The organism is Roseibium sp. 10G30-5 (assembly GCF_055809635.1).
In genome coordinates this window covers 526,731-547,482 of record NZ_CM147918.1, presented here as the reverse complement: position 1 = coordinate 547,482, position 20,752 = coordinate 526,731, and the positions used below count along the sequence as shown (strand labels likewise).

The 20,752-nt window shown below is 56.7% G+C and carries 18 protein-coding genes, 1 tRNA gene and 5 pseudogenes; 16 read left to right on the top strand and 8 right to left on the bottom strand.

Translation table 11 applies throughout. The annotated features are described in order from the left end of the window. Positions 1-113 precede the first annotated feature (113 nt). From AC0L7U_RS02795 to ybaK, 5 genes and pseudogenes are all read left to right on the top strand, one after another. On the top strand, positions 114-419 hold the full coding sequence (locus AC0L7U_RS02795) for an ETC complex I subunit (protein ID WP_473693632.1): 306 nt from the start codon (positions 114-116) through the stop codon (positions 417-419). Positions 420-497: 78 nt separating this feature from the next. Next, a tRNA-Arg gene (locus AC0L7U_RS02790) sits at positions 498-574 on the top strand. Between the two features lie 156 nt (positions 575-730). Next, positions 731-1,305: pseudogene (locus tag AC0L7U_RS02785) on the top strand (DsbA family protein). A gap of 38 nt (positions 1,306-1,343) precedes the next feature. Then, positions 1,344-1,784, top strand: coding sequence for a DUF4186 domain-containing protein (locus AC0L7U_RS02780; protein WP_473693630.1), 441 nt, complete (start codon positions 1,344-1,346; stop codon positions 1,782-1,784). Further along, positions 1,714-2,187: a Cys-tRNA(Pro) deacylase gene (gene ybaK / locus AC0L7U_RS02775; RefSeq protein WP_473693628.1), complete on the top strand. Its 474-nt coding sequence runs from the start codon at positions 1,714-1,716 to the stop codon at positions 2,185-2,187. The genes AC0L7U_RS02780 and ybaK overlap by 71 nt, the downstream gene beginning before the upstream one ends. Positions 2,188-2,268: 81 nt before the next feature. Here ybaK and galE read toward each other — a convergent pair whose 3' ends face one another. From galE to AC0L7U_RS02760, 3 genes are all read right to left on the bottom strand, one after another. Next, positions 2,269-3,300 (bottom strand): UDP-glucose 4-epimerase GalE, encoded by a 1,032-nt coding sequence (galE, locus tag AC0L7U_RS02770; protein WP_473693626.1) that lies wholly within the window; start codon positions 3,298-3,300, stop codon positions 2,269-2,271. Between the two features lie 318 nt (positions 3,301-3,618). After that, positions 3,619-3,885, bottom strand: coding sequence for a hypothetical protein (locus AC0L7U_RS02765; RefSeq protein ID WP_473693623.1), 267 nt, complete (start codon positions 3,883-3,885; stop codon positions 3,619-3,621). Positions 3,886-4,331: 446 nt separating this feature from the next. Continuing rightward, entirely contained in the window at positions 4,332-4,709 is a 378-nt protein-coding gene (locus AC0L7U_RS02760; protein ID WP_473693621.1) for a nuclear transport factor 2 family protein, read from the bottom strand. Between the two features lie 119 nt (positions 4,710-4,828). On the opposite strand from AC0L7U_RS02760, the gene AC0L7U_RS02755 reads away from it, so the two are divergent. After that, on the top strand, positions 4,829-5,275 hold the full coding sequence (locus tag AC0L7U_RS02755) for a MarR family winged helix-turn-helix transcriptional regulator (protein ID WP_473693619.1): 447 nt from the start codon (positions 4,829-4,831) through the stop codon (positions 5,273-5,275). Between the two features lie 167 nt (positions 5,276-5,442). On the opposite strand, the gene AC0L7U_RS02750 is transcribed toward AC0L7U_RS02755, so the two are convergent. Continuing rightward, positions 5,443-5,964, bottom strand: coding sequence for a CAP domain-containing protein (locus tag AC0L7U_RS02750; RefSeq protein ID WP_473693617.1), 522 nt, complete (start codon positions 5,962-5,964; stop codon positions 5,443-5,445). A gap of 332 nt (positions 5,965-6,296) precedes the next feature. Here AC0L7U_RS02750 and AC0L7U_RS02745 point away from each other — a divergent pair, with 332 nt between their 5' ends. The 6 genes and pseudogenes from AC0L7U_RS02745 to AC0L7U_RS02720 all read left to right on the top strand — a co-directional run bounded on the left by AC0L7U_RS02745 (position 6,297) and on the right by AC0L7U_RS02720 (position 12,415). Next, positions 6,297-6,833 (top strand): metalloregulator ArsR/SmtB family transcription factor, encoded by a 537-nt coding sequence (locus AC0L7U_RS02745; RefSeq protein WP_473693615.1) that lies wholly within the window; start codon positions 6,297-6,299, stop codon positions 6,831-6,833. Further along, a pseudogene (locus tag AC0L7U_RS02740) lies at positions 6,806-8,112 on the top strand (arsenic transporter). Before AC0L7U_RS02745 ends, AC0L7U_RS02740 begins: the two are co-directional and overlap by 28 nt. Positions 8,113-8,328: 216 nt before the next feature. After that, a complete protein-coding gene (locus AC0L7U_RS02735; protein WP_473693613.1) occupies positions 8,329-10,248 on the top strand; it encodes an ArnT family glycosyltransferase in 1,920 nt (639 codons plus the stop codon). After that, positions 10,245-11,222, top strand: coding sequence for a phosphatase PAP2 family protein (locus AC0L7U_RS02730; RefSeq protein ID WP_473693611.1), 978 nt, complete (start codon positions 10,245-10,247; stop codon positions 11,220-11,222). The genes AC0L7U_RS02735 and AC0L7U_RS02730 overlap by 4 nt, the downstream gene beginning before the upstream one ends. Positions 11,223-11,235: 13 nt before the next feature. Continuing rightward, entirely contained in the window at positions 11,236-12,009 is a 774-nt protein-coding gene (locus AC0L7U_RS02725; protein ID WP_473693609.1) for a glycosyltransferase family 2 protein, read from the top strand. Positions 12,010-12,099: 90 nt separating this feature from the next. Further along, a pseudogene (locus AC0L7U_RS02720) lies at positions 12,100-12,415 on the top strand (lipid-A-disaccharide synthase N-terminal domain-containing protein). A gap of 71 nt (positions 12,416-12,486) precedes the next feature. Here AC0L7U_RS02720 and metC read toward each other — a convergent pair. Continuing rightward, positions 12,487-13,662, bottom strand: a complete 1,176-nt coding sequence (metC, locus tag AC0L7U_RS02715) for a cystathionine beta-lyase (protein ID WP_473693607.1) — start codon at positions 13,660-13,662, stop codon at positions 12,487-12,489. 254 nt (positions 13,663-13,916) lie between these two features. Between metC and AC0L7U_RS02710 the strand changes: the two are divergent. The 4 genes and pseudogenes from AC0L7U_RS02710 (at position 13,917) to AC0L7U_RS02695 (ending at position 18,542) form a co-directional block, all read left to right on the top strand. Further along, positions 13,917-14,946 (top strand): annotated as a pseudogene (locus tag AC0L7U_RS02710) (amino acid ABC transporter substrate-binding protein). 365 nt (positions 14,947-15,311) lie between these two features. Next, the gene (locus AC0L7U_RS02705) at positions 15,312-16,520 is read left to right on the top strand and encodes an amino acid ABC transporter permease (protein WP_473693605.1); all 1,209 of its coding nucleotides are present in this window, start codon (positions 15,312-15,314) and stop codon (positions 16,518-16,520) included. Positions 16,521-16,528: 8 nt separating this feature from the next. Further along, the gene (locus AC0L7U_RS02700; protein ID WP_473693603.1) at positions 16,529-17,683 is read left to right on the top strand and encodes an amino acid ABC transporter permease; all 1,155 of its coding nucleotides are present in this window, start codon (positions 16,529-16,531) and stop codon (positions 17,681-17,683) included. Positions 17,684-17,747: 64 nt separating this feature from the next. After that, entirely contained in the window at positions 17,748-18,542 is a 795-nt protein-coding gene (locus AC0L7U_RS02695) for an amino acid ABC transporter ATP-binding protein (protein WP_473693601.1), read from the top strand. Between the two features lie 116 nt (positions 18,543-18,658). Here AC0L7U_RS02695 and AC0L7U_RS02690 read toward each other — a convergent pair whose 3' ends face one another. The 3 genes and pseudogenes from AC0L7U_RS02690 to sseA all read right to left on the bottom strand — a co-directional run bounded on the left by AC0L7U_RS02690 (position 18,659) and on the right by sseA (position 20,750). Further along, positions 18,659-19,357, bottom strand: a complete 699-nt coding sequence (locus tag AC0L7U_RS02690) for an RES family NAD+ phosphorylase (protein ID WP_473693599.1) — start codon at positions 19,355-19,357, stop codon at positions 18,659-18,661. After that, positions 19,354-19,763, bottom strand: a pseudogene (locus AC0L7U_RS02685) (antitoxin Xre/MbcA/ParS toxin-binding domain-containing protein). Before AC0L7U_RS02685 ends, AC0L7U_RS02690 begins: the two are co-directional and overlap by 4 nt. Positions 19,764-19,901: 138 nt before the next feature. Next, on the bottom strand, positions 19,902-20,750 hold the full coding sequence (gene sseA / locus AC0L7U_RS02680; protein WP_473693597.1) for a 3-mercaptopyruvate sulfurtransferase: 849 nt from the start codon (positions 20,748-20,750) through the stop codon (positions 19,902-19,904). Positions 20,751-20,752 lie beyond the last annotated feature (2 nt).

The window sequence follows — 20,752 nt, the reverse complement described above, 5'->3', positions numbered from 1 at the left end:
GCGAGATTGCCGTCAGGGTGTTGACTTCACCGTCAAAGACGGGAAAAAGCATGTATGTGAAGAAGCACGTTCGACAGGATGTGCTTTTGCAAAATTGAAGGAGAGGTCTGGTCATGGTCGCACGGATCTATCGTCCGGCTAAAACTGCGATGCAGTCCGGCAAGGCAAAGACGAAGCGTTGGGTTCTGGAATTCGAACCGGAAGACGCGAAATACGTCGAACCCTTGATGGGCTATACCTCCAGCGCCGACATGAAGCAGCAGATCAAGCTTCACTTCGAGACGCAGGAAGAAGCGGTGGCCTATGCCAAGCGCAATGGCGTTCCTTTCCGCGTGGAAAAGGCGCGTGAGCGCAAGGTTCCGAGCGTGTCTTATTCCGACAATTTCAAGTCGGATCGCATCGCTCCCTGGACCCACTGAGTTCAGCAGGATCATTTGGCCAAGGTCCGGATCATTTCGGGCTCTTCTGTGCTGAATGGCCGACCTTTCACAATTTATGGCTCCGTAGCTCAGCTGGATAGAGCACCGGCCTTCTAAGCCGATGGTCGCAGGTTCGAATCCTGCCGGAGTCACCAATTCCCTTGCTTTTATGACTTTCTCTGAGCGTGCGCTACTGCGCTGCAACTGGCGCCCTTTGGGCTTTTTACTTGGACCTGTCTTGCGCTTGTGCAAGGAAATTTGCGAAGTTGTCACTTACGCAAAAGTGAGATGATTCAACCGGGAAAGACAGCATGAGCGATGAACAAACCTGGCAGGCAGATCCGCTTGTGTGGGGACATGGCCCAGGACTTTGGAAGTTTTTCTGGAGCCGACCTGTCCGTTTTCCATTAAGGCGCTCAACAAGCTGGACGGACTTCTGGACAAGCTGGGTGAAGATAAGGTGTCGGTGCGCATCTGGTTGCAGTCTCAGCCCTGGCACATGTTTTCCGGCGTCCTGGTGCGTTGTATTCTGGCGGCATCCACGTTGGATGCGGGCAAGGAAGCTGCCCGCCAGGTCATGAGCGCGATCGGAGAACACCGTGAAGAATTTGAGTTTGAAGCGCATTGCCGTGGTGCCAATATGTCGGCGACGCCGGACAATATGATTTCACGTGTCAAGGAATACAGTGGTATCGCCGTTGAAAAGGCTTTCGATATTTCTGATCTCGATAAGGAGATCAAGCGTCACGCCAAATACGCCCGTCAGAACGGTATTCATGTGTCACCGACATTCATGGTCGATGGCATCATTCAACCCGAGATGGGCAGCGGCGATTCGATTGCCGTCTGGACGCAACGCATGGGCTTTGACCCCGCACAGGTGTGATGGATCACCGGTGGTTTGAGTGATGGGGCAGGGATAAAATGCGCTCCAAGCCAGTGGAAGACCTCTTTTGCAGGCTGGAGGCGTCAGCCTTCCGGAGACGCTTTCGCTTGCGTGCTCCTGATGTGAAATATGCTCGTGACAAAGGCCTTGTGGTTCTCTCAGAACATGCAGCAGACTTTGTTTATCAGCGGCTTGCGCCTGCGCATCCGCTAAAGGATGGTCGGCAGACCCCTATGCGCGGCCATCCGGTTTTTATCGCACAACATGCGACGGCGACCTGCTGTCGGGGGTGCCTTGGCAAATGGCATGGTCTGAGCGCAGGACGCCCCTTGACCGACGATGAACAGGCCTATGTGACGCATGTGCTCATGCAGTGGGTGCAGCGACAGTTGGAACAATGGGACAAGAATGAGCAAGGGCACACCGGCAACACAAAGCCTGACGCAGGCGAAGATCTCTTTTCGTACGCTGGAATATGAGTATGTCGCAGGGCAGGAGCGTATCGGTGAACATGCTGCTGCAGCGGTTGGGGTTGATCCGGCTCGTGTCTTGAAGACATTGATGGTCGAGGTTGATGGTCAGCCGGTCTGCGTCGTGATTCCGGTTGCCGAAAGCCTGTCAATGAAGCGCGTTGCGGCAGCCGTTGGGGGGAAATCCGCGAAGATGATGGATCCGGCCAAGGCGGAACGCCTGACGGGTTATCACACCGGCGGCATCAGCCCTTTTGGTCAGCGCAAGCGGCATCCCGTGGTGTTTGAGAAAACAGCCTTGAGCACTGCAGATGTTGTGATCAATGGCGGACGCCGCGGGCTGATGGTAGCGCTTTCACCGCAGGATGCAGTTGCCATGACACGGGCGCTGTGCAAACCGCTCTGTGCTTGAGGCTGGAGCTGCATGGTGCACCTTGAAGGTGTCTGCCGGGCAAACTTGTTGGGTTTTTGATGTCGTCGACGCGATGATGCGCTAATCGGTTTCCTGCGTGTCATCATAGCCTTTGGGGTTCTTGCAGACCCGAGCCCATGTGTCGCGGCACATGTCGTGAAGATCACGCTTGGCGGACCAGCCGAGTGTGTCGCGCGCGTGGCTTGCGTCGGCGAAAACTTCAGCGGCATCGCCGGGACGCCTTGGCGCAATCCTGTAAGGGATCTTGGCGTTTGAGGCACGCTCGAAGGCTGCGATCATCTGTAATACGCTATAGCCGGTGCCTGTCCCCAGATTGACCGTCATGAGGGCGTGGCTGTCGCTGTTCAAAGCGTTATGCGCCTTGAGATGCCCTTCGACAAGATCAAGAACATGGATGTAGTCGCGCACGCCTGTTCCGTCCTGCGTGTCATAATCATTGCCGAACACGGACAGTTCAGATCGCCGCCCGCTGGCAACCTGTGCGATAAACGGCATCAGGTTGTTGGGGGTCCCTTGCGGGTCTTCGCCAATCAGGCCGCTGGAATGGGCGCCGACGGGATTGAAATAGCGCAACATGGCAATACGCCATGTCGGGTCACTCGCGGCGAGGTCGGTCAGGATCTGTTCGGCGATGTGCTTGGTGCGGCCATAAGGGTTCAGCGGGGCTGCCCGGTGGTCCTCGGTCAGCGGGAGGTGTTGCGGTTCGCCGTAGACCGTGGCCGATGACGAAAAGATCAGCTTGCGCAGACCGCATGTTTCCATGGCACGGAGCAACGAGAGTGTGCCCGCCACATTGTTTTCGTAATAGGTGAGGGGCTGTGTGGCCGATTGTCCGACCGCCTTGAGGCCGGCGAAATGAACCACACTGTCACAGGCGTAGGCGCGCATCACTTCTTCAAGGCACGATTGATCGCGAATGTCGGCCTTGACAAGTGCGATGTCCTTGCCGGTCAATTCCCGCACCCGGTTCAGGCTTTCCGGATTGGAATTGCTCAGATTATCGACAACCACGACATCCAGACCGTTCTCAACGAAGGTCAGGCAACAGTGGGAGCCGATGTAACCGGCTCCGCCGGTAATCAAGACGGTCATGTGAGGCAAATCCGCAAGAGCTGGCTGACTGAGCGTCGGCCGAAAAAGAGGGTTGTTTGCGACAATCTAGACGGAAAAAGCCCCAGCAGCCAACGGAACGAGCCAGCTTCAGCTCAGATGGAGATCTTGCCTGTTGAAAGGACACGCCATCTCTGATCGTTGGCACCTGCACTCCGTGCTCAAATACGTCTTGAGACGCTGACTTGTGGCGGTTCTGAATCGAAAAACATCAAGCCGCGTTTCAAGCCAACCGAAACGCAACAGGGATGCGGTTCCGCAAAGGTTTCATGCAGATGGCGACCAGGTTCTGAAAGAGGTTCAGGCGTTGCTGTCGGCTGTTGCCGAAAAGTCTTCGGCGGGCGCATAAGAGGCGTGCATGGCATTGCCCATCAATTCGCGGACCGCAATGTCACTGTCTGTGCTGTCCTCATCAAGCGCGTTGAGGGCCAAGTCCAGCAAATAGGCGCAAAAGGACTGCCCGTCACGGACTGCTTCCTGTTTGGTGAACAGGATCATGCGCTTCAAAGCTGTGGTGTCTGACAGTTCTGAACCCGTTTCAGAAGAAGTGTTCGAGGCTGTAAGCATTCCAAAAATCCCAGGAAAGAAAATTGATATCCTAAACTGACGTAAGGCTACCCAGCCCCTGCGGAGAGCGCAACAAATTTTAAGGAAAAATACGCAGAAACAGAAGTTAAGCGTTTAATCTCATTACAATAAAACAAGTCTTGAAAAGCGAGCCGTGAAGGCAAAATGAGAGGCCTTGAGAAGACCGTCTGCTTGTCGCAGGCCGAAGCTAATTTACGACCAGTGACCCTCGGACCCGCCGCTGCTGGAAAACGCTTGATATGGCCCTGTTGACAGGGGCGTGGCAGGGGGTTAAATAAAACATGAGTTTCATACTCCTATTTTGGAGATGCGTTCTCAGTTGGCAACTTGCCGATGTCCCCGTTTGGGGTCTCTGGAAAACTTTACGGCGGATCCTCGGGGATCCGCCTTTTTTCCTTCGGCGTGGCCTCATTCAACGCTTTACCCTATCCCAGATCTTCAACGTCAAACCGGATGATCTTGCCCTGCAGCATGTGAAAGACGTGGCGCACTGTCTTGGATTTTAACCCCTGGCCTTGCTTTTCGAGCAGCTTACCGTCCAGCGTGTAGAGGGTCTGAATAACGTCGACTTCAATCGTGTCATCATTGGGTGTCTGGAAATGCATCGGCTCGACATGTGGGCTGACGAGTGCCCATTGGCGGGTCCAATAGTCGCGTACAGCTGCATGTCCGTGAACGTGACCGCCTTCCATAGCGTTTGCCCACGCGACATCCTTTGCAAGAGCCGCAAGAACGCCGTTTATGTCTCTTGCATTGAAGCAGTTATAGATATTCTTGATTGTCTGGATTCTGGTGTCTGGCATGGGGAGGTCTCTTGAGTGTGTGACGGAGGCCTTGTTGGGAGGGGGCACCAAACAAGAACGCTTGAGTATTTAGATACGTGCATATATAAATGTCAAGCAATACAGAAAGGGCATAGAAAATGGCGAGCGACGTGCTTTTCACGCCGGGGCATCTCATCAGTCTTGCGGGTCGTGCTTTTTCACGTTTGAGCGAAGCACGGCTGAGACCGCTTGGGTTTGGTGCCGGGCAGGTGCCTGTTCTGATTGCGCTAAAGGATGGCAAAGCAAATTCGCAACGCGATCTGGCGCGCTTTGCCAAGGTCGAACAGCCGCCGATGGCGCAGATGTTGGCACGGATGGAACGTGATGGACTGATTCAGCGCACACCGGATCCAACGGATCGCCGCAGCAGTCACATCGCCCTGACGGAAGAAGCAGCCAGCCGGATGCCGGAAGCCATCAAGACAATCTTGCAAGGCAATCAGGAAGCGCTTGCGGGTTTCACGGAAGCGGAATCCGAGCAGCTTGTCGCTCTTCTCCTGCGCCTGATCGCCAATCTGGACGGTCTGGTTGCCGCCGAGACGTAAGGCAGCAGCAGTAGGTGGCGAAGGGATTGGCCCCTTTGGAGGCGAGGCTGCTGGCAATTAAAAAACCGGCAGGTGCGCTGCCGGTTTTCGTTTTTGGGGATGCCTAGTTTGATGGGCCTTTCATGCGCCGTGGCGCATCGGTCCCTACAAGAGTGGGCGGGCCTGCCTCATGGGGCCTGTACCAGTGTCATGACCCAGAAATTGCGCCATTTACCGTCGGACCTTTTGCTCCAGGCGATGCCAACCTTGGTAACATAGGGGTTGAGCAGATTGTCGTTATGATGCGGCGAGTTTTGCCAACCGGTAAAAGCGGCTTGCAGGGATGCGTAACCGGCCCCGAGGTTTTCTGCTGCGGCATAATTGGCATAGCCCGCGCTGTCGAGCCGCTGCGCCAATCCGAACTTGCTGTGAGCCCAGGTGTCCATGCTGTCCTTGCGGGCGATGCGATGCGCCATGTCGCGGGACACCGCGTCCAGCTTCGCATCCAGCTCAACTGGCGACCGGCCTTTTGAAGCGCGGTAGTCGTTCAGCATCTTGAGCATGGCCTGCTTGTCGACCGGCACATCAGTGATGACCGTTTCCGACGGCAGGTCGCCGCCAAAGGGCAGGGCGCAAGCGGCAAGAGGTAAGGTGGCGAAGCAGAGCGCGAAAAGCCGCGTTCGGGCTGCCGATAGAAAGGGGAATGACATGCGGTATCCTGTCCGGGTCTCTTGGGGCTCTGAGGTCAACATCGAATGAAGCCAGATGATTGCCCGGGAGTGTGTTGGCCGTGCGTGTGAACCTTGTGTAGGTCATGATTTGCTCTGAAATAATGCAGAAATTAAGAAGCGCGGTCCACACCCTTGAGTGAGCTTGTGTTTGGCACCTGTGTATGGGAAAAATTACGCCTTTTCTGTATTCGTTTTTCCATATATACAATATTTCATATATTACAGATTCACGAAGACGGCCAAGGTGCCTGCGATTATGCTGTTCCACATAACTCTGGCCGGTTGGCCACCGGGACTGACTTGGGGATGCCATGAGCGAAAGTGAGACGTCCCCTGTCAATTCACTGGCACCGTCTGAATTGGCACCGGAAACGGTGTTTCAGGCCTTGGCGGATGCGACGCGCCTGCGGTGTCTGCTTTTGATCGCTGATGCCAAAGAGCTGTGTGTCTGTGAGCTGGTCCACGCCCTCGATTTGTCGCAACCCAAGGTCTCACGCCACCTCAAATTGTTGCGTGACAGCGGGCTGGTTGCGGATCGGCGTGAGCGAAACTGGGTGCACTATCAGGTGTCGACTGATTTGCCGACATGGGTTGAACGCGTGATTCACGCCACCGTCACATCCAATGTCAAAAATGCGCCGTTTGCTGATGACTTGCAGCGCTTGTCAAATATGCCGGATCGGCCGGGGGGCGGTGTCAGGCCCCTTTTGGTGTGTCATCTGAAATCCATGCCAGGGCAACGGAGGACATCACCGAAGATGGTCCTTGTGTGCCAACCAAGTCGCGTTCCCGTTCTTAATTTTCTCTCGGAGATTCTGCCATGCTGGCACTTGCCATTTTTGTCGTGACGCTTGTGCTGGTGATCTGGCAACCGAAAAACCTTGGCATTGGCTGGAGCGCGCTTGGTGGAGCGGCGGTTGCGCTGGCGACAGGTGTGGTCCATTGGGCAGATGTTGCGATCGTCTGGGATATTGTCTGGGACGCGACGTTCACCTTTGTCGCGCTTATCATCATTTCGCTAATCCTTGATGAGGCCGGGTTCTTCTCGTGGACCGCCGCTCACATTGCGCGCTGGGGTAATGGACGGGGCCATCTTCTGTTTCCGCTGATCGTGCTTTTGGGGGCTGTCATTGCAGCCTTTTTTGCCAACGATGGCGCAGCCTTGTTGCTTACGCCAATTGTGATTGCGATTCTGGTGCGGCTGAACTTTTCGACGCCAGCGGCCCTGGCCTTCATCATTGCAACCGGCTTCATTGCGGATACGGCCAGTTTGCCGCTGGTGATTTCCAATCTCGTCAACATCGTCAGTGCGAATTTCTTTGATGTATCGTTCAGTCGGTATGCCGCCGTCATGGTGCCGGTGAACCTTGTGTCTATCGCTGCGACATTGGGCATCCTCTGGCTGGCGTTCGGGCGACGCATCCCATCGCGTTATTCCCTGGACGCGCTTGAGGAGCCAGCCCGTGCGATTGTCGATCCTTATGTCTTCCGGGCGGCATTGCCTCTGCTTGCTGTGCTGCTGATTGCCTATTTTGTTCTGGCATCGTGGCATGTGCCGTTCTGCCTGGTGACAGGTGCGGGGGCGCTTGTGCTCATGGCCATTGCCGGGCGCTGGTGGCGCCGGGGCCAGGGGCAGTGCTGCCGCTTGGACCTGTCTTGCGCAATGCGCCCTGGCAGATCGTACTGTTTTCCATTGGCATGTATTTGGTGGTCTATGGTCTGGGGCAGGCGGGGCTGACACACTATGGTGCAACTGTGCTGAACTGGCTTGGCCAGCAGGGCACGTTTGTTGCCACATTGGGCACCGGCATTCTGGCCGCAGTCGTCGCCTCGATCATGAATAACATGCCATCGACACTGGTTGGAGCTTTGGCGATCAAGCAGGCCGAGGTGCCAGACTTGACGCATCAGCTGATGCTTTATGCCAATGTCATTGGGAATGATCTGGGACCGAAATTTACTCCGATCGGCAGTCTGGCAACCCTGCTCTGGTTGCATGTGCTGGCGGGCAAGGGGTACAGGGTCGGCTGGGGGCAGTATATGAAGGTCGGCCTTTTGCTGACACCGCCCGTTTTGCTGGCCACTCTGATTGCGTTGGCAATCTGGTTGCCACTGATCTCTGGATAGGCACCGTTCCCAGATCAGATCAGATCAGATCAGACCAATTCCAGCCTTGGCTCTGCAATCAACGGACCGCAGATGACGTCCTGCCGCTCTCGCGCTCGCGAAAAGCTCTGTTTCCCTTTTCCTTTCCTTCCTGTAGGAGAAAGGCAGGGTGGCGAGTTTGTTGTGCGACAGGGGTCTAATTGTCTGGCGCATCGTTTGAAATCAATTGAGTGACACATGACTGATAGTGACATCGGCAATGCGGGCAGGGCCGAGCCCGGAGATCGCACCTCGAGTGAAGCCTCTGGTTCGCACGATAAAACCTACCCGGCGAAACATGCAAAAAAGCCGATATGGATGCGTCTGTTCGCTCATGATCTGATTGCGCCGCTGTTTCTGTTGTTCATTTCACTCGCTGCTTTCACGCCGGGCCTGTCGCAGGTTCCGCCGCTGGATCGGGATGAGCCGCGCTTCACGCAGGCCACCAAGCAGATGCTGGAAGCCGACCAATACGTCGATATCCGTTTTCAGGACCACGCGCGTTACAAGAAGCCCATCGGCATTTACTGGTTGCAGGCTGCTGCGGTGAAACTCACCGGGCATGACGCCAGCGCTCCACTGTGGGTCTACCGTCTGCCCTCGACAATTGGCGCGATCCTTGCTGTTCTTCTCACCTATTGGGCTGCCCGAGCGTTTGCGGGGCCATCTGTTGCCTTCACAGCGGGGCTCTTTATGGTCTCGGCAATCATTCTGGGGGTCGAATCGCGGCTCGGTAAAACCGATGCTTCGTTGTTATGGACGGTGGTGTTGGCGCAAGGGGCGTTGGCGCGTCTGTGGATCCAGAAAAGCGAGGCCCCGCGATGGGGGCTGGCGTTCTGCTTCTGGACCGCGCTGGCGCTGGGGGTTCTGCTCAAAGGCCCTGTCGGCCCGATGATTGTCGGATTGACCGTTCTTGGGCTGTTTGCATTGGATCGCAAGGTTCGGTGGTTCAAGTCGGCCGCACCGATTTGGGGTCTGTTGTGGTTTGCGATCCTTGTCGTGCCATGGTTCATCGCCATCTGGAAAGTCACCGATGGTGCCTTCTTTCAGGAAGCAATCGGCAAGGATATGCTCGGCAAGGTGGGCAGTGGGCAGGAAAGTCATGGCGCGCCCCCTCTGACACATCTGGTGTTTATGTCGGTGGTCTTCTGGCCCTTGCCGGGATTCTTTCTGCTGTCGGCGCGGTCGATCTGGCGTGACCGTGGGAGCGATCTGGTGCGCTTCTGCGCCTGCTGGTTCATTCCCTCCTGGGTGATTTTCGAAATTGTTGCGACAAAGCTGCCGCATTACACCATGCCCTTGTTGCCAGCGTTGGCGACCTGCGTGGGCGCGGCGCTGGTCGGCGGTGCGGGCTTGCACTCCGGCAAGGCTATTCGCTGGGTCTCTGCCGTGTTTCTTGCCGTACCGGCTGTGGTGCTGGCGGCCGCAACGCTTGGTGGCCCGGCCTATCTGGGGGCTTGGCCATCGCCTCCGGGCGTGGTTTTGTGTATTGTTGGCGCGGTTCTGGCGCTCTTTGCGGCGCGGCGCATTTTGCGTGGGCAGGGCGTACAAGCGGTTCCCTATGCGGTCGGTGCCGCTCTGGTGATTGCCTCCGGATTCTGGGGCTTTGTCGGGCCTGCTCTGAAGCCGATCTGGATCAGTCCACGGTTGACTGCGGCGATTTCCGCATCTGCAAGTTGCCCGCAGCCCGCTGTGGTGACTGCCGGGTTCAATGAGCCGAGCTTCATTTTCCTGAATGGTACAAACACGCGCATCGTGTCAGGTAAGGATGCTGCCGACTTCCTCGCTGGTGACTTGACTGTTCCGGCAGCCAGTGCGCTTCACGGATCAGAGACGGCGGATTGCCGTGTCGCCGTGGTTGAAAGCCGTGAAAAGCAGGCGTTTGATGCAGAGTTGGCGGTGAAGAGTATCGCAGTGGATCGCAAGGCCACTGTGCAGGGTCTTAACATCAACGGCGGCAAGCACATGGACATCGGCGTTTACGTGATCAAATCGGCGGCAATGCCCGCGACGGACGAAAGCATGAGCAGTCCGGCCAACGACACAGGCGCAAAGCCGGATGCCTCGGAGGGGGCGGCAACGACCTCAGCTCCAGCTGCGGGGGGCGCCGATGAGTGATCTGTCGCGGAAAGAAAACCAGACCGGCATTCCATCCGTTCCTGCCAGACTGCGCCACAACGCTGTTGCATCCTGGCTGTCTGGTCAAGGCACGCCGGTCGCGCATTGCGACCAATCCGGCCCCGCCTGTTCCTGACATTTTGCGGTTCCGCAATCTTGTGGCATTGCTGGTGTTTTTCGTTGGGCTTGGTATGGTTTTTCTGGATGGTCCAAGCCATCACTGGCGCGGAACCGTTCCGGCTGGTTTGCATCCGTTTTTCGTACAGGTGACTTGGTTCGGGACATCGGGCTGGTTGTTGGTGAGCACAGGTGTCATTTGTCTGGCGCTTCTCGCCTTACGGATGGAGACGCTGGCTTTTCGCATTCGAATGACGTGCCGTGTGGTCTTCGTTTACGCCGCGTTTCTGTTCTATACGGTGCTCGCCAGCGGTCTGTTGGTGATGCTGCTCAAATGGCCGATCGGTCGAGCGCGGCCAAAGCTGTTTGATCAGGTGGGAGCGGTGTATTTTGATCCGTTGATTTTCAAGGGGGCTTTCACGAGCTTTCCCTCCGGCCATTCGACCACTGTTGGCGCAGTGGTGATGGCCTTGGTGCTGATTTTTCCAGCCTGGCGTTGGCTGATCGCAGCTTGCGGTTTCTGGGTTGCCTTCAGCCGTGTTCTGGTGGGCGCACATTATCCCTCGGATGTCTTTGCCGGGGTTTTACTGGGAGCGGTGTTTTCCTATTATTCAGCGCGTGCGCTGGCGCGTCGTCGCATTGGCTTCCGCTTCACGCAGAGTGGTGGCATGAGGCCGATGATCCGGGGGAGCTCGGCGCGGGCCTGTGTCCACGCTGTGCTTTGGGGAGACTGGAAAAGGCGGGCAATTGCGCCGTCTCAACCGTCTGAGGGGTCGACCGATGCCATGGAAGAGGGTATGAGGGCGGCGAACGAGGAAAATCCTGCTGCCGTCGACACGGACCAGAGCAGCCGCTGATATGAGAGACATGATGAGTAGCAGCTATGCGGAAGCCATGAGTGCGTCGAGCGGCCAGCTCAACGTGACGGTCGTCGTGCCGGCAAAGGATGAGGCTGAAAATCTGCCGATCCTGTTGGACGAGATTCGCGACGCGCTTGCGGGACGGACCTTCGAAGTGATCGTTGTCGACGACGGGTCATCCGATGGCACCACGGAAGTCTTGCAGCGCTATGCAGGCGTGAACCCCTGGTTGCGCCCTGTGCGGCATGAACATGCCTGTGGCCAGAGCTGTGCGGTGCGCACCGGGTTGCTGCATGCGCGTGGCGATGTGGTGGCCACCATTGATGGTGACGGCGAAAACAATCCTGCCTATATTCCCGAGTTGCTCGACGCGCTGACCGCAGGCGGGCCGGGGGTTGCGCTGGCCGCCGGTCAGCGTCTTGGCCGCAAGGCCAGTCTGGCAAAGCGTTATGCCTCGAAGTTTGCCAACAAGCTGCGCGGTGCGATCCTCAAGGACAAGACCCGCGACAGCGGTTGTGGCCTGAAAGCCCTGCGCCGCGAGGTTTTCCTGCAGCTGCCCTATTTCGACAGTTGGCACCGGTTTTTGCCAGCCCTCGTGATCCGCGAAGGCTATGATGTGGTGCATGTCGATGTGCAGGACCGTCAGCGACGTCACGGCACATCGAAATATGGTATTTTTGATCGAGCATTGATCGGGGTTCTCGACCTCATCGGAGTGTGGTGGCTGCGTCGTCGGCGCAAGAGCATTCCAACTGTTACGCCGCTACCGCCTTTGGATAATTGATCGAAGAGTGTCCCTTATGCCGCGGCATGAAAGGACAAGGCGTGGCTGGTCTTCCAGGCGGGCCCTCTTGCGGATTTCACGGATAGAACAATGACTGCTTTCTGGGATTATATTCACGCCGTTTTCATCCAGCAATTCGATTTCTGGATTATTCTGGGCTTCTTTGCGCAGGGCCTGTTCATGATGCGGTTTGTGGTGCAGTGGGTTGCATCGGAGCGCCTTGGGCGCTCTGTCGTGCCAATCGCCTTCTGGTTCTTTTCCATTGGCGGCGGGCTTCTGCTGCTGATCTATGCCATTCAGCGCCGCGATCCGGTGATCATTTCCGGCTAAGGCGCTCGGCCTGATCATTTATCTGCGCAATCTGTGGCTGATCTTTAAGGAAAATCGCCGCGATCCCACGGTCTGAGACTATGTTGGCTGGACGATTTCACGTGTGATGCAACCCTGCCGACGATGACCCGTCGGCAGGGTTTTTTGTTAGCCAAAGGCCTTTTTAAGGGCCTGCTGCAAATCGCGGATCAGATCCTCGGGATCTTCCAGTCCAATGTGCAGGCGACCCGACAAGGATGCAGGCGCGGCTGTGGCGGTGCGGATGTCTTTCAGGAACACCGGAATGGCCAGGCTCTCGAAGCCGCCCCAGGAAAATCCAAGGCCGAAGATTTCGAGGGCATCGAAGAATGCTGTCGACTGTTCTTCCGTGGTGCCTTCGGCAAAATCAAAGGCGAACAGGCCACAGGCCCCTGAGAAATCTCGCTGCCAGAGATTGTGGCCCGGCGATCCTGGCAAGGCAGGGTAGCGAATCGCACCAACTTCCGGGCGATCCCGCAGCCAGCCAGCAATTTCCAGCGCACTTTTCATGTGGCGTTCCAGGCGGATCGACATGGTCCGCAGACCGCGCAGGGCCAGATAGACGTCGTCTGGCCCAACATGAACGCCCATCGCGCCATGGGTTTCGTTCAAGGCGGAAAAGGAAGCTTCATTGGCAGCAATCGTGCCCAGCATCACATCGGAATGGCCGACGATATATTTGGTGCCGGCCTGAATTGACAAATCAACGCCAAGCTCCAGGGGCTTACAATAAAGGGGCGTGCCCCATGTGTTGTCCATCAGCACCTTGGCACCGATGTCATGAGCGGCAGCGCAGAGGGCACGAATGTCCTGCATTTCGAAGGTCAGCGAGCCGGGCGATTCCGTAAAGATCGCGGCCGTGTTGTCCTTGAACAGGTTCTTGATGTTCTCACTGAGGGCGGGATCGTAATACTCAACCTCGACGCCGTAGGAGGCTAAAACCGTGTCGGCGAAATGCCGCGTCGGCCCATAGGCCGTGTCGACGATCAGAAAATGGTCACCCGCCTTGAGGCATGACAGACAGGCGACAGCGATGGCATTGGCACCCGATGTGGCAAGTTTAACGCCAGCCGCCCCCTCAAGTTCGCACAGCGCACTCTCCAGAGCGTCACTGGTTGGTGTGCCCCGCCGACCGTAGACATACTTCTGGCCGCCGGACTTGATTGTGGCGATATCTGGAAACAATACGGTGGACGCATGGACCACGGGAGGATTGACGAACCCATGAAATTCAGCCGGATTCAGACCCGCATGCGTCAGGATTGTGTCGGGTTTGAAGCTTTCGAGTGTCTGTTTTTTACTCATGTTCACCTTATGTGCGTGTGCGGAAGGCTAAAAATTAGCCTTCTCCTGTACAAACTGACGTGGCGTTTAGCGCTCCCTCTTGACCCAATGTTTCAAATGCCATCGTATAGGTCACGTTGGGCTCGGGGGAAGAGGCAGAGGAACCACCGCGTAATTTCGGTGTGCGTATATTGATTTCGATCAGGGTACGGGGCCGCTTTCCATTTGATCCCAATAAAACGATAAAAGTATGGGTAACAAAAGGCTGCATATCCATGACTCGTAAATTTTTGCCACTTGCTCTCGGCGCTACTGCTGCTGCCTTGATGAGCTTTGCATCTGCCGCGAACGCGTCCACGCTGGACGACGTGAAGGCCAAGGGTTTCGTCCAGTGTGGCGTTTCTCAGGGCGTTCCGGGCTTTTCCAGCCCTGACTCGCAGGGGAACTGGTCCGGTCTGGACGTTGATTATTGCCGCGCGGTTGCTGCTGCAATCTTCGGCGACCCAAAGGCTGTAAAGTTCACGCCGCTGTCTTCCAAGGAGCGTTTCACCGCTCTCCAGTCTGGTGAAGTCGACATTCTGTCGCGTAACACTACCTGGACGATGACACGTGATTCCAAGCTGGGCCTGAACTTCGCTGGCGTCGATTTCTACGACGGTCAGGGCTTCATGGTTCGCAAAGAACTGGGTGTGACTTCGGCTAAGGACCTGGACGGCGCTTCGGTTTGTACGCAGACCGGCACGACCACCGAACTCAACCTGGCTCGACTACTTCCGCTCGCAGGGCATGAAGTACGAAACCGTTGCTTTCGACAACGTTGACGAAGTTATTCAGGCATACGACCAGGGTCGTTGCGACGTTTACACCACAGATTCTTCGGGTCTGTATGCGAACCGTCTGAAGCTGAAGAACCCGAGCGACAACATCGTTCTGCCGGAAATCATCTCCAAGGAGCCGCTCGGCCCCGTGGTTCGTCAGGGCGACGATCAGTGGTTCAACCTTGCTAAATGGACCCTGTTCGCAATGGTCAACGCTGAAGAACTCGGCGTAACGTCCAAGAATGTCGACGAGATGAAGAAGGACAGCAAGAACCCGTCCATCACACGTCTTCTCGGTGTTGACGGTTCCTTCGGTGACATGATCGGCCTGAAGGACGACTGGGCTTACAACATCATCAAGATGGTTGGTAACTACGGCGAAGTCTTCAACGCCAACGTTGGTCCGGACACTCCGCTCGGCATCGCTCGCGGTCTGAACGCTCTGTGGACCAAGGGCGGCATCATGTATGCCCCGCCGGTTCGCTAAGACCGTCGACTGGTCTTTGAATATTGTTCGATCCTCGTGATCGAGATCCTGAGAAGGCCGGTCCATCGACCGGCCTTCTTGAAATCCCCAACCTGATCATGCCGCAAAAAGATTGGCAGACAGGGTAAGGGATTGGACGGATCTTGAAGGTGCATCAAAAGTGCCTTACGACCCGACCACTTCATCAACCATCGGTCCTTGGACAGCTGGCGTGGTGAATCGAAACGACCAAAAGAAAGAGTGCTCACGGGGTCACGGTGCCTTGCAATGCATGCACCGGGCCTTTTCGGGATTTTCTGTCGTAGCGCGATTGCTTGAGGCGGGCGAAGCGGCAGAGAAATTTCTCAGTTGGCGAGGGTGATTATATGCAGGAGCGGAATTCGGTGGGGGCGCCGGAACGTTCTTCCCTGATCAACGACCCACAGGTGCGCGGAATTGTCTACCAGATCGTTCTGGTGGTCTTTCTCGGATTAGGCATCTGGTGGCTCGTATCAAACACGATCCATAATCTGGACAAGCAGAACATTGCGTCCGGGTTTGGATTTCTCGAGGACAACGCCGGCTTCGGCGTCATTCAGTCTCTTATTCCTTACAATGAAACCAACTCGTATGGTCGAGCGATCATGGTGGGCGTGCTCAACACGCTTCTGGTCGCCGTTGTTGGCGTGTTCTTTGCAACCGTCATCGGCTTTCTGGTTGGGATCGCACGGTTGTCGAACAACTGGGTGATTTCGCGTCTTGCTGGCGCCTATGTCGAGACCCTGCGCAACATTCCGTTGCTCTTGCAGATTCTCTTCTGGTATCTCGCCGCATTGCGCGCGGTTCCCGGCAAGCGTGAGGCGTGGAACTTCCTGGGCGTGTTCAGCTTGAACGTGACCGGGCTGCGCATGCCCAAACCGGTGTTCGAACCAGGCAGTTCCGTGATCTGGATTGCCTTGCTGGTTGCGATCGTACTGGCCTTTGTGGTGGCGCGGTGGGCCCGCATTCGTCAGGAAAAGACGGGACAGCAGTTTCCTTCGTTCTGGGCAGGCCTTGGCCTGATTATCGTGCTTCCGCTGATTGCGTATCTCGCAAGCGGCATGCCGATGCATTGGGATTATCCGATCTACAAGGATACGGGGCCGATGTTGCGGCGCGGCTTCCAGCTGGGAACCGGCTTGAACATCATTCCGGAATTCCTCGCATTGACCTTGGCATTGGCGCTCTATACGGCCGCCTTTATCGCTGAAATCGTGCGTGCCGGTATTCAGGCGGTCAGCCATGGACAGACCGAAGCAGCCAATGCTCTCGGCCTTCGGTCCGGTCTGGCGCTGCGTCTTGTGGTTATTCCGCAGGCAATGCGCATCATCATTCCGCCGCTCACCAGTCAGTATTTGAACCTGACCAAGAATTCGTCACTTGCCGTGGCGATTGCCTACCCCGACCTTGTCGCGGTGGGGGGAACGGTTCTCAACCAGACCGGTCAGGCGGTTGAGGTGATCTCGATCTGGATGGCCGTCTATCTGACAATCAGTCTGCTGACGTCGGCATTCATGAACTGGTATAACCAGCGCATGGCGCTTGTAGAAAGGTGAGGGACGACATGACGAATTCTCAAGTCTTCCACCTGAGGACTGAAGAGGCACCGCGGCTCAAGGCTCCGGTGTCCAATCGCGGCGTTATCGGCTGGCTGCGGGAGAACCTGTTCTCTTCGCCGCTCAACACGATCCTGAGCATTATCGGCATCATTATCGTGGCGTCGGTGGTCATTCCGCTCATTGACTTCGCCTTTGTCAACGCTGTGTGGACCGGCAAGGACCGTACAGCCTGTCTTCCCGCCGCAAACGGTGGTGAAGTCGGGGCATGCTGGGCGTATGTTCGCGATTATTTCCCGCAGTTCATCTACGGTCGTTATCCGCCGGACCAGATCTATCGCGTCAACATCGTCTTCATACTGTTTGCCGCTTTGCTGATCCCGATGGCGATGCCAAAAGCGCCGTTCAAGGCGATCAACGCTCTGTTGCTCCTGATCGCTTTCCCGATCATTTCCTATTATCTGCTGACCGGCCTTGTGTTTGGTGACACCGTCATCCTGCCGATTGTTCAGACAGCGGAATGGGGCGGGCTGCTGGTTACACTGGTGATTGCGGTCACCGGCATTACGGTGTCATTGCCGCTGGGAATTCTCTTTGCGCTCGGGCGCCGATCCGCGATGCCGATCGTCAAGCTGGTCTCGGTGATCTTCATCGAGTTCTGGCGGGGTGTTCCGCTGATCACGGTGTTGTTCATGTCGTCGGTGATGCTTCCACTGTTCCTGCCGGACGGGGTCAATTTCGACAAGCTGCTGCGCGTGCTTGTCGGTGTTGCGCTGTTCTCCTCTGCCTATATGGCCGAGGTGGTTCGTGGTGGTCTTCAGGCCATGCCGAAAGGGCAGTATGAAGGAGCAATGGCACTCGGTCTGCGCTACTGGCCGATGATGTATCTCATCATTCTGCCACAGGCGCTGAAGATGGTCATTCCGGGCATCGTGAACACCTTCATCGGGCTGTTCAAGGACACGTCTCTGGTGTTGATCGTCGGCATTTATGACTTCCTCGGTCAGGTGAAGTCTTCGCTTGCCGATACCACGTGGTCGACGCCGACACAGAGCCACACCGGTTTCCTGTTCGCAGCCTTCGTGTACTTCCTGTTCTGTTTCGGGATGTCGCGCTACTCGATCTTTATCGAAAAACGCCTGAACACCGGGCACAAAAACTAAGCATCCGTGATGCGCGACGGTCGTCCGCGACCGTCGCCAGGCAACAAGTTTTTTGGAGAGAAAAATGTCACAGACCGCCGAAGAAGCGAGCGCCAATCGTTCACGGATGGAAATTTCCGAAACGGACGTCGCAGTCGAACTCAAGGGCATGAACAAGTGGTACGGCGAGTTCCACGTTTTGCGCGATATCAATCTCACCGTGATGGGGGGCGAGCGCATTGTCATTTGCGGACCTTCCGGGTCCGGTAAGTCGACAATGATTCGTTGCATCAATCGTCTTGAGGAGCATCAGGCCGGCCAGATCCTTGTTGACGGGATCGAACTGACCAACGATCTCAAGAAGATTGACGAGATCCGTCGTGAAGTCGGGATGTGCTTCCAGCACTTCAATCTGTTCCCGCATCTGACGATCCTGGAGAACTGCACGCTGGCCCCGATCTGGGTTCGCAAGATGCCGAAGAAGCAGGCGGAAGAAATCGCCATGCACTATCTGGAGCGTGTGAAGATCCCTGAGCAGGCCAACAAATACCTAGGCCAGCTTTCTGGTGGTCAGCAGCAGCGTGTGGCGATTGCCCGTTCGCTTTGCATGAACCCCAAGATCATGCTGTTCGATGAGCCAACCTCGGCTCTAGATCCGGAAATGATCAAGGAAGTTCTGGACGTAATGGTGGGTCTTGCCGAAGAAGGCATGACCATGCTCTGCGTCACCCACGAAATGGGCTTTGCCCGCAAGGTCGCAAACCGGGTCATCTTCATGGATGCCGGCCAGATCGTGGAACAGAACGAGCCGGAAGAGTTCTTCAATAATCCGCAGCATGAGCGGACGAAGCTGTTCCTGAGCCAGATCCTCAACCATTGATTTTTCAGGATGTGACGGCGACCTGATTATACAGGCCAAATGCTTCAAAGCCCCCGGTGTTTCAACGCCGGGGGCTTTGTCGTTTTAAAGATGGTTTGTCTTGGCTCTTGTTGAAGTCACAGCGCGAAGATCTGGCGGGTGTGGCAATTACGGATGCGGTCGACAGTCTGTCCGTTCCAGTGCAGTTCGAAATGCGCACTCTGACGGGGAATGTCCATCAGATCGGGCCAGAACAGGGCAACGCATTCACCTCCATCACAGCGCACACTGCGGTAAAGCAGGCCATTATCGCCTGCAGCCCGTCGCTTGGCGGCGAAGGCTTGAGAGACATCATAGCGTTGGGGATCGTGCAGATCGGCACGCGTGCGCACATCGGTCAGGTCAACATCTATCCGGTTGACCAACATGCGAAATTGCGAGGTCCAGCCAGAGGGTTCGGCGCTGGCGCGCATCATCAGGCCGTGGTGAAAAGCAACTTCGCGCAAGGCCACTTCTTCGCTGTTGCCAGCGCTATAAACCCCGTAAGTCCCCGAGGTGAAGCGGCCCGGTCGATCCGCGCTGACGTGAACGAAGGGAGCCATCAGATAGCTTGCACCCGGTCCGGAAACGCGGCGTTCAGGTGGCACCAGCGCCAGTTGGCCAACCTGCTCGTGAACACGCGGATTGGTTTTGGCTTCGGCGGAGGCGAGGGCGTCCCAGTCTTGTGGGTCGGCGATGTCTTCAAACAGATCAATGGGAGGGTGAATGGACCGGATCAGTCGGTAGGCGCGCGGCCAGCCAACGTGCTGTGTCTGCAAGGCATCTGGCAATGTCACCAGCCGCCTCTCTCTGCGTCCAGATAGCCACGCACCCGGGCCAGAGCAAAGATGCTACCGGCGGTCATGATCTCAAGCGGTTGTTTGCCGTCAAAGGCTGCATTGGGCTGGTTGATCCAGCGATAGCCGCGCGTGGGGTCCGTGAAAAGATAGCGTAAGCCCTTGTGGATGCCCATCAGCAGCGACAGTCGTGTTGCGAGATCCCGGTCGATGCGACCAAAGTCTTTTTCTTCCAGCGTGCATAGGTGCGCGCCGACATGCCGCCGAGGATCTCGCGAGCGTCCGCGTCGCTTACCTGCCATCTGGCCAGAAGGTTGACCGATGCACGCGCCAGCGCTGCCGCTTCCTCATCGGTGATGACAGGCACGTCAGGCAGGGATGCGGTGCGGGCAACTTCGTTCAGCATGGCTGATCTCCTTTTGGCATAATATAGTCTATTTATGCCAAATGGCAAGACTTGCGCTGCAAGAGCAAGCTGACTTGAGCCGAAATTGGAATGTGATGAGCAAAGGGGCCATATGCCCCTTTCTCGTCATCAGCCGCGTTATGCTGCGTCCGTGTCGATGGGCGTGTCAGCGCGGCCACCCCATTCGGTCCAGGACCCGTCGTATAAGGACACATCCTTGGCGCCGACGATTTCCAGCCCCAGAGCCAGCGTTGCTGCTGTCACACCGGAGCCGCATGTGGTGGTGATCGGTGCGTCGAGATCAATGCCGGCCTGATCATAAAGGAGCTTGAGCTCCTCCGGAGATTTGACCGTTCCATCTTCATTGGTCAAGTGGCTGGCAGGCAGGTTGAAAGCCCCGGGCATATGGCCGGAGCGCATACCTTCGCGCGGTTCCGGCGCTTTGGCAGTAAACCGGTCTGCGGGGCGGGCATCCAGTACCTGTCTGGATTTCGTGTCGATGATGCCGCGCATCTGGTCAAGATTTGCGACAGCGTTTTCATCGAAATGCGGCGTGAAATTAAGGGCATTGGGCGTCACCGGGCCACTCTCCAGCGGTCGGCCCTCGACCTTCCATTTTTTCAGGCCGCCGTCGAGAATGAAGACGTTTTTTGCGCCCATGATGCGGAAGGTCCACCAGACGCGCGGCGCGGAAAACAACCCGGCGCCATCATAGACGACGATGGTGTCGGCTTCGTTGATGCCCATGGCACCGGCTGCTTCGGCAAAGCTCTGCGGGTCGGGCAGCATGTGCGGCAGGGAGACTGTGGTATCGGCAATCTTGTCGATGTTGAAGCGCACGGCTCCGGGGATGTGGCCTTCCAGATATTCCGTATCCGGGTCGCGGTTCATCGCAGGCAGATACCAGGAGGCATCGACAACGGAAACGTCGGGTGTGTTGAGGTGGTCTTCAAGCCACTGCGGTGTCACGAGGGGAGATGTGTTCATGT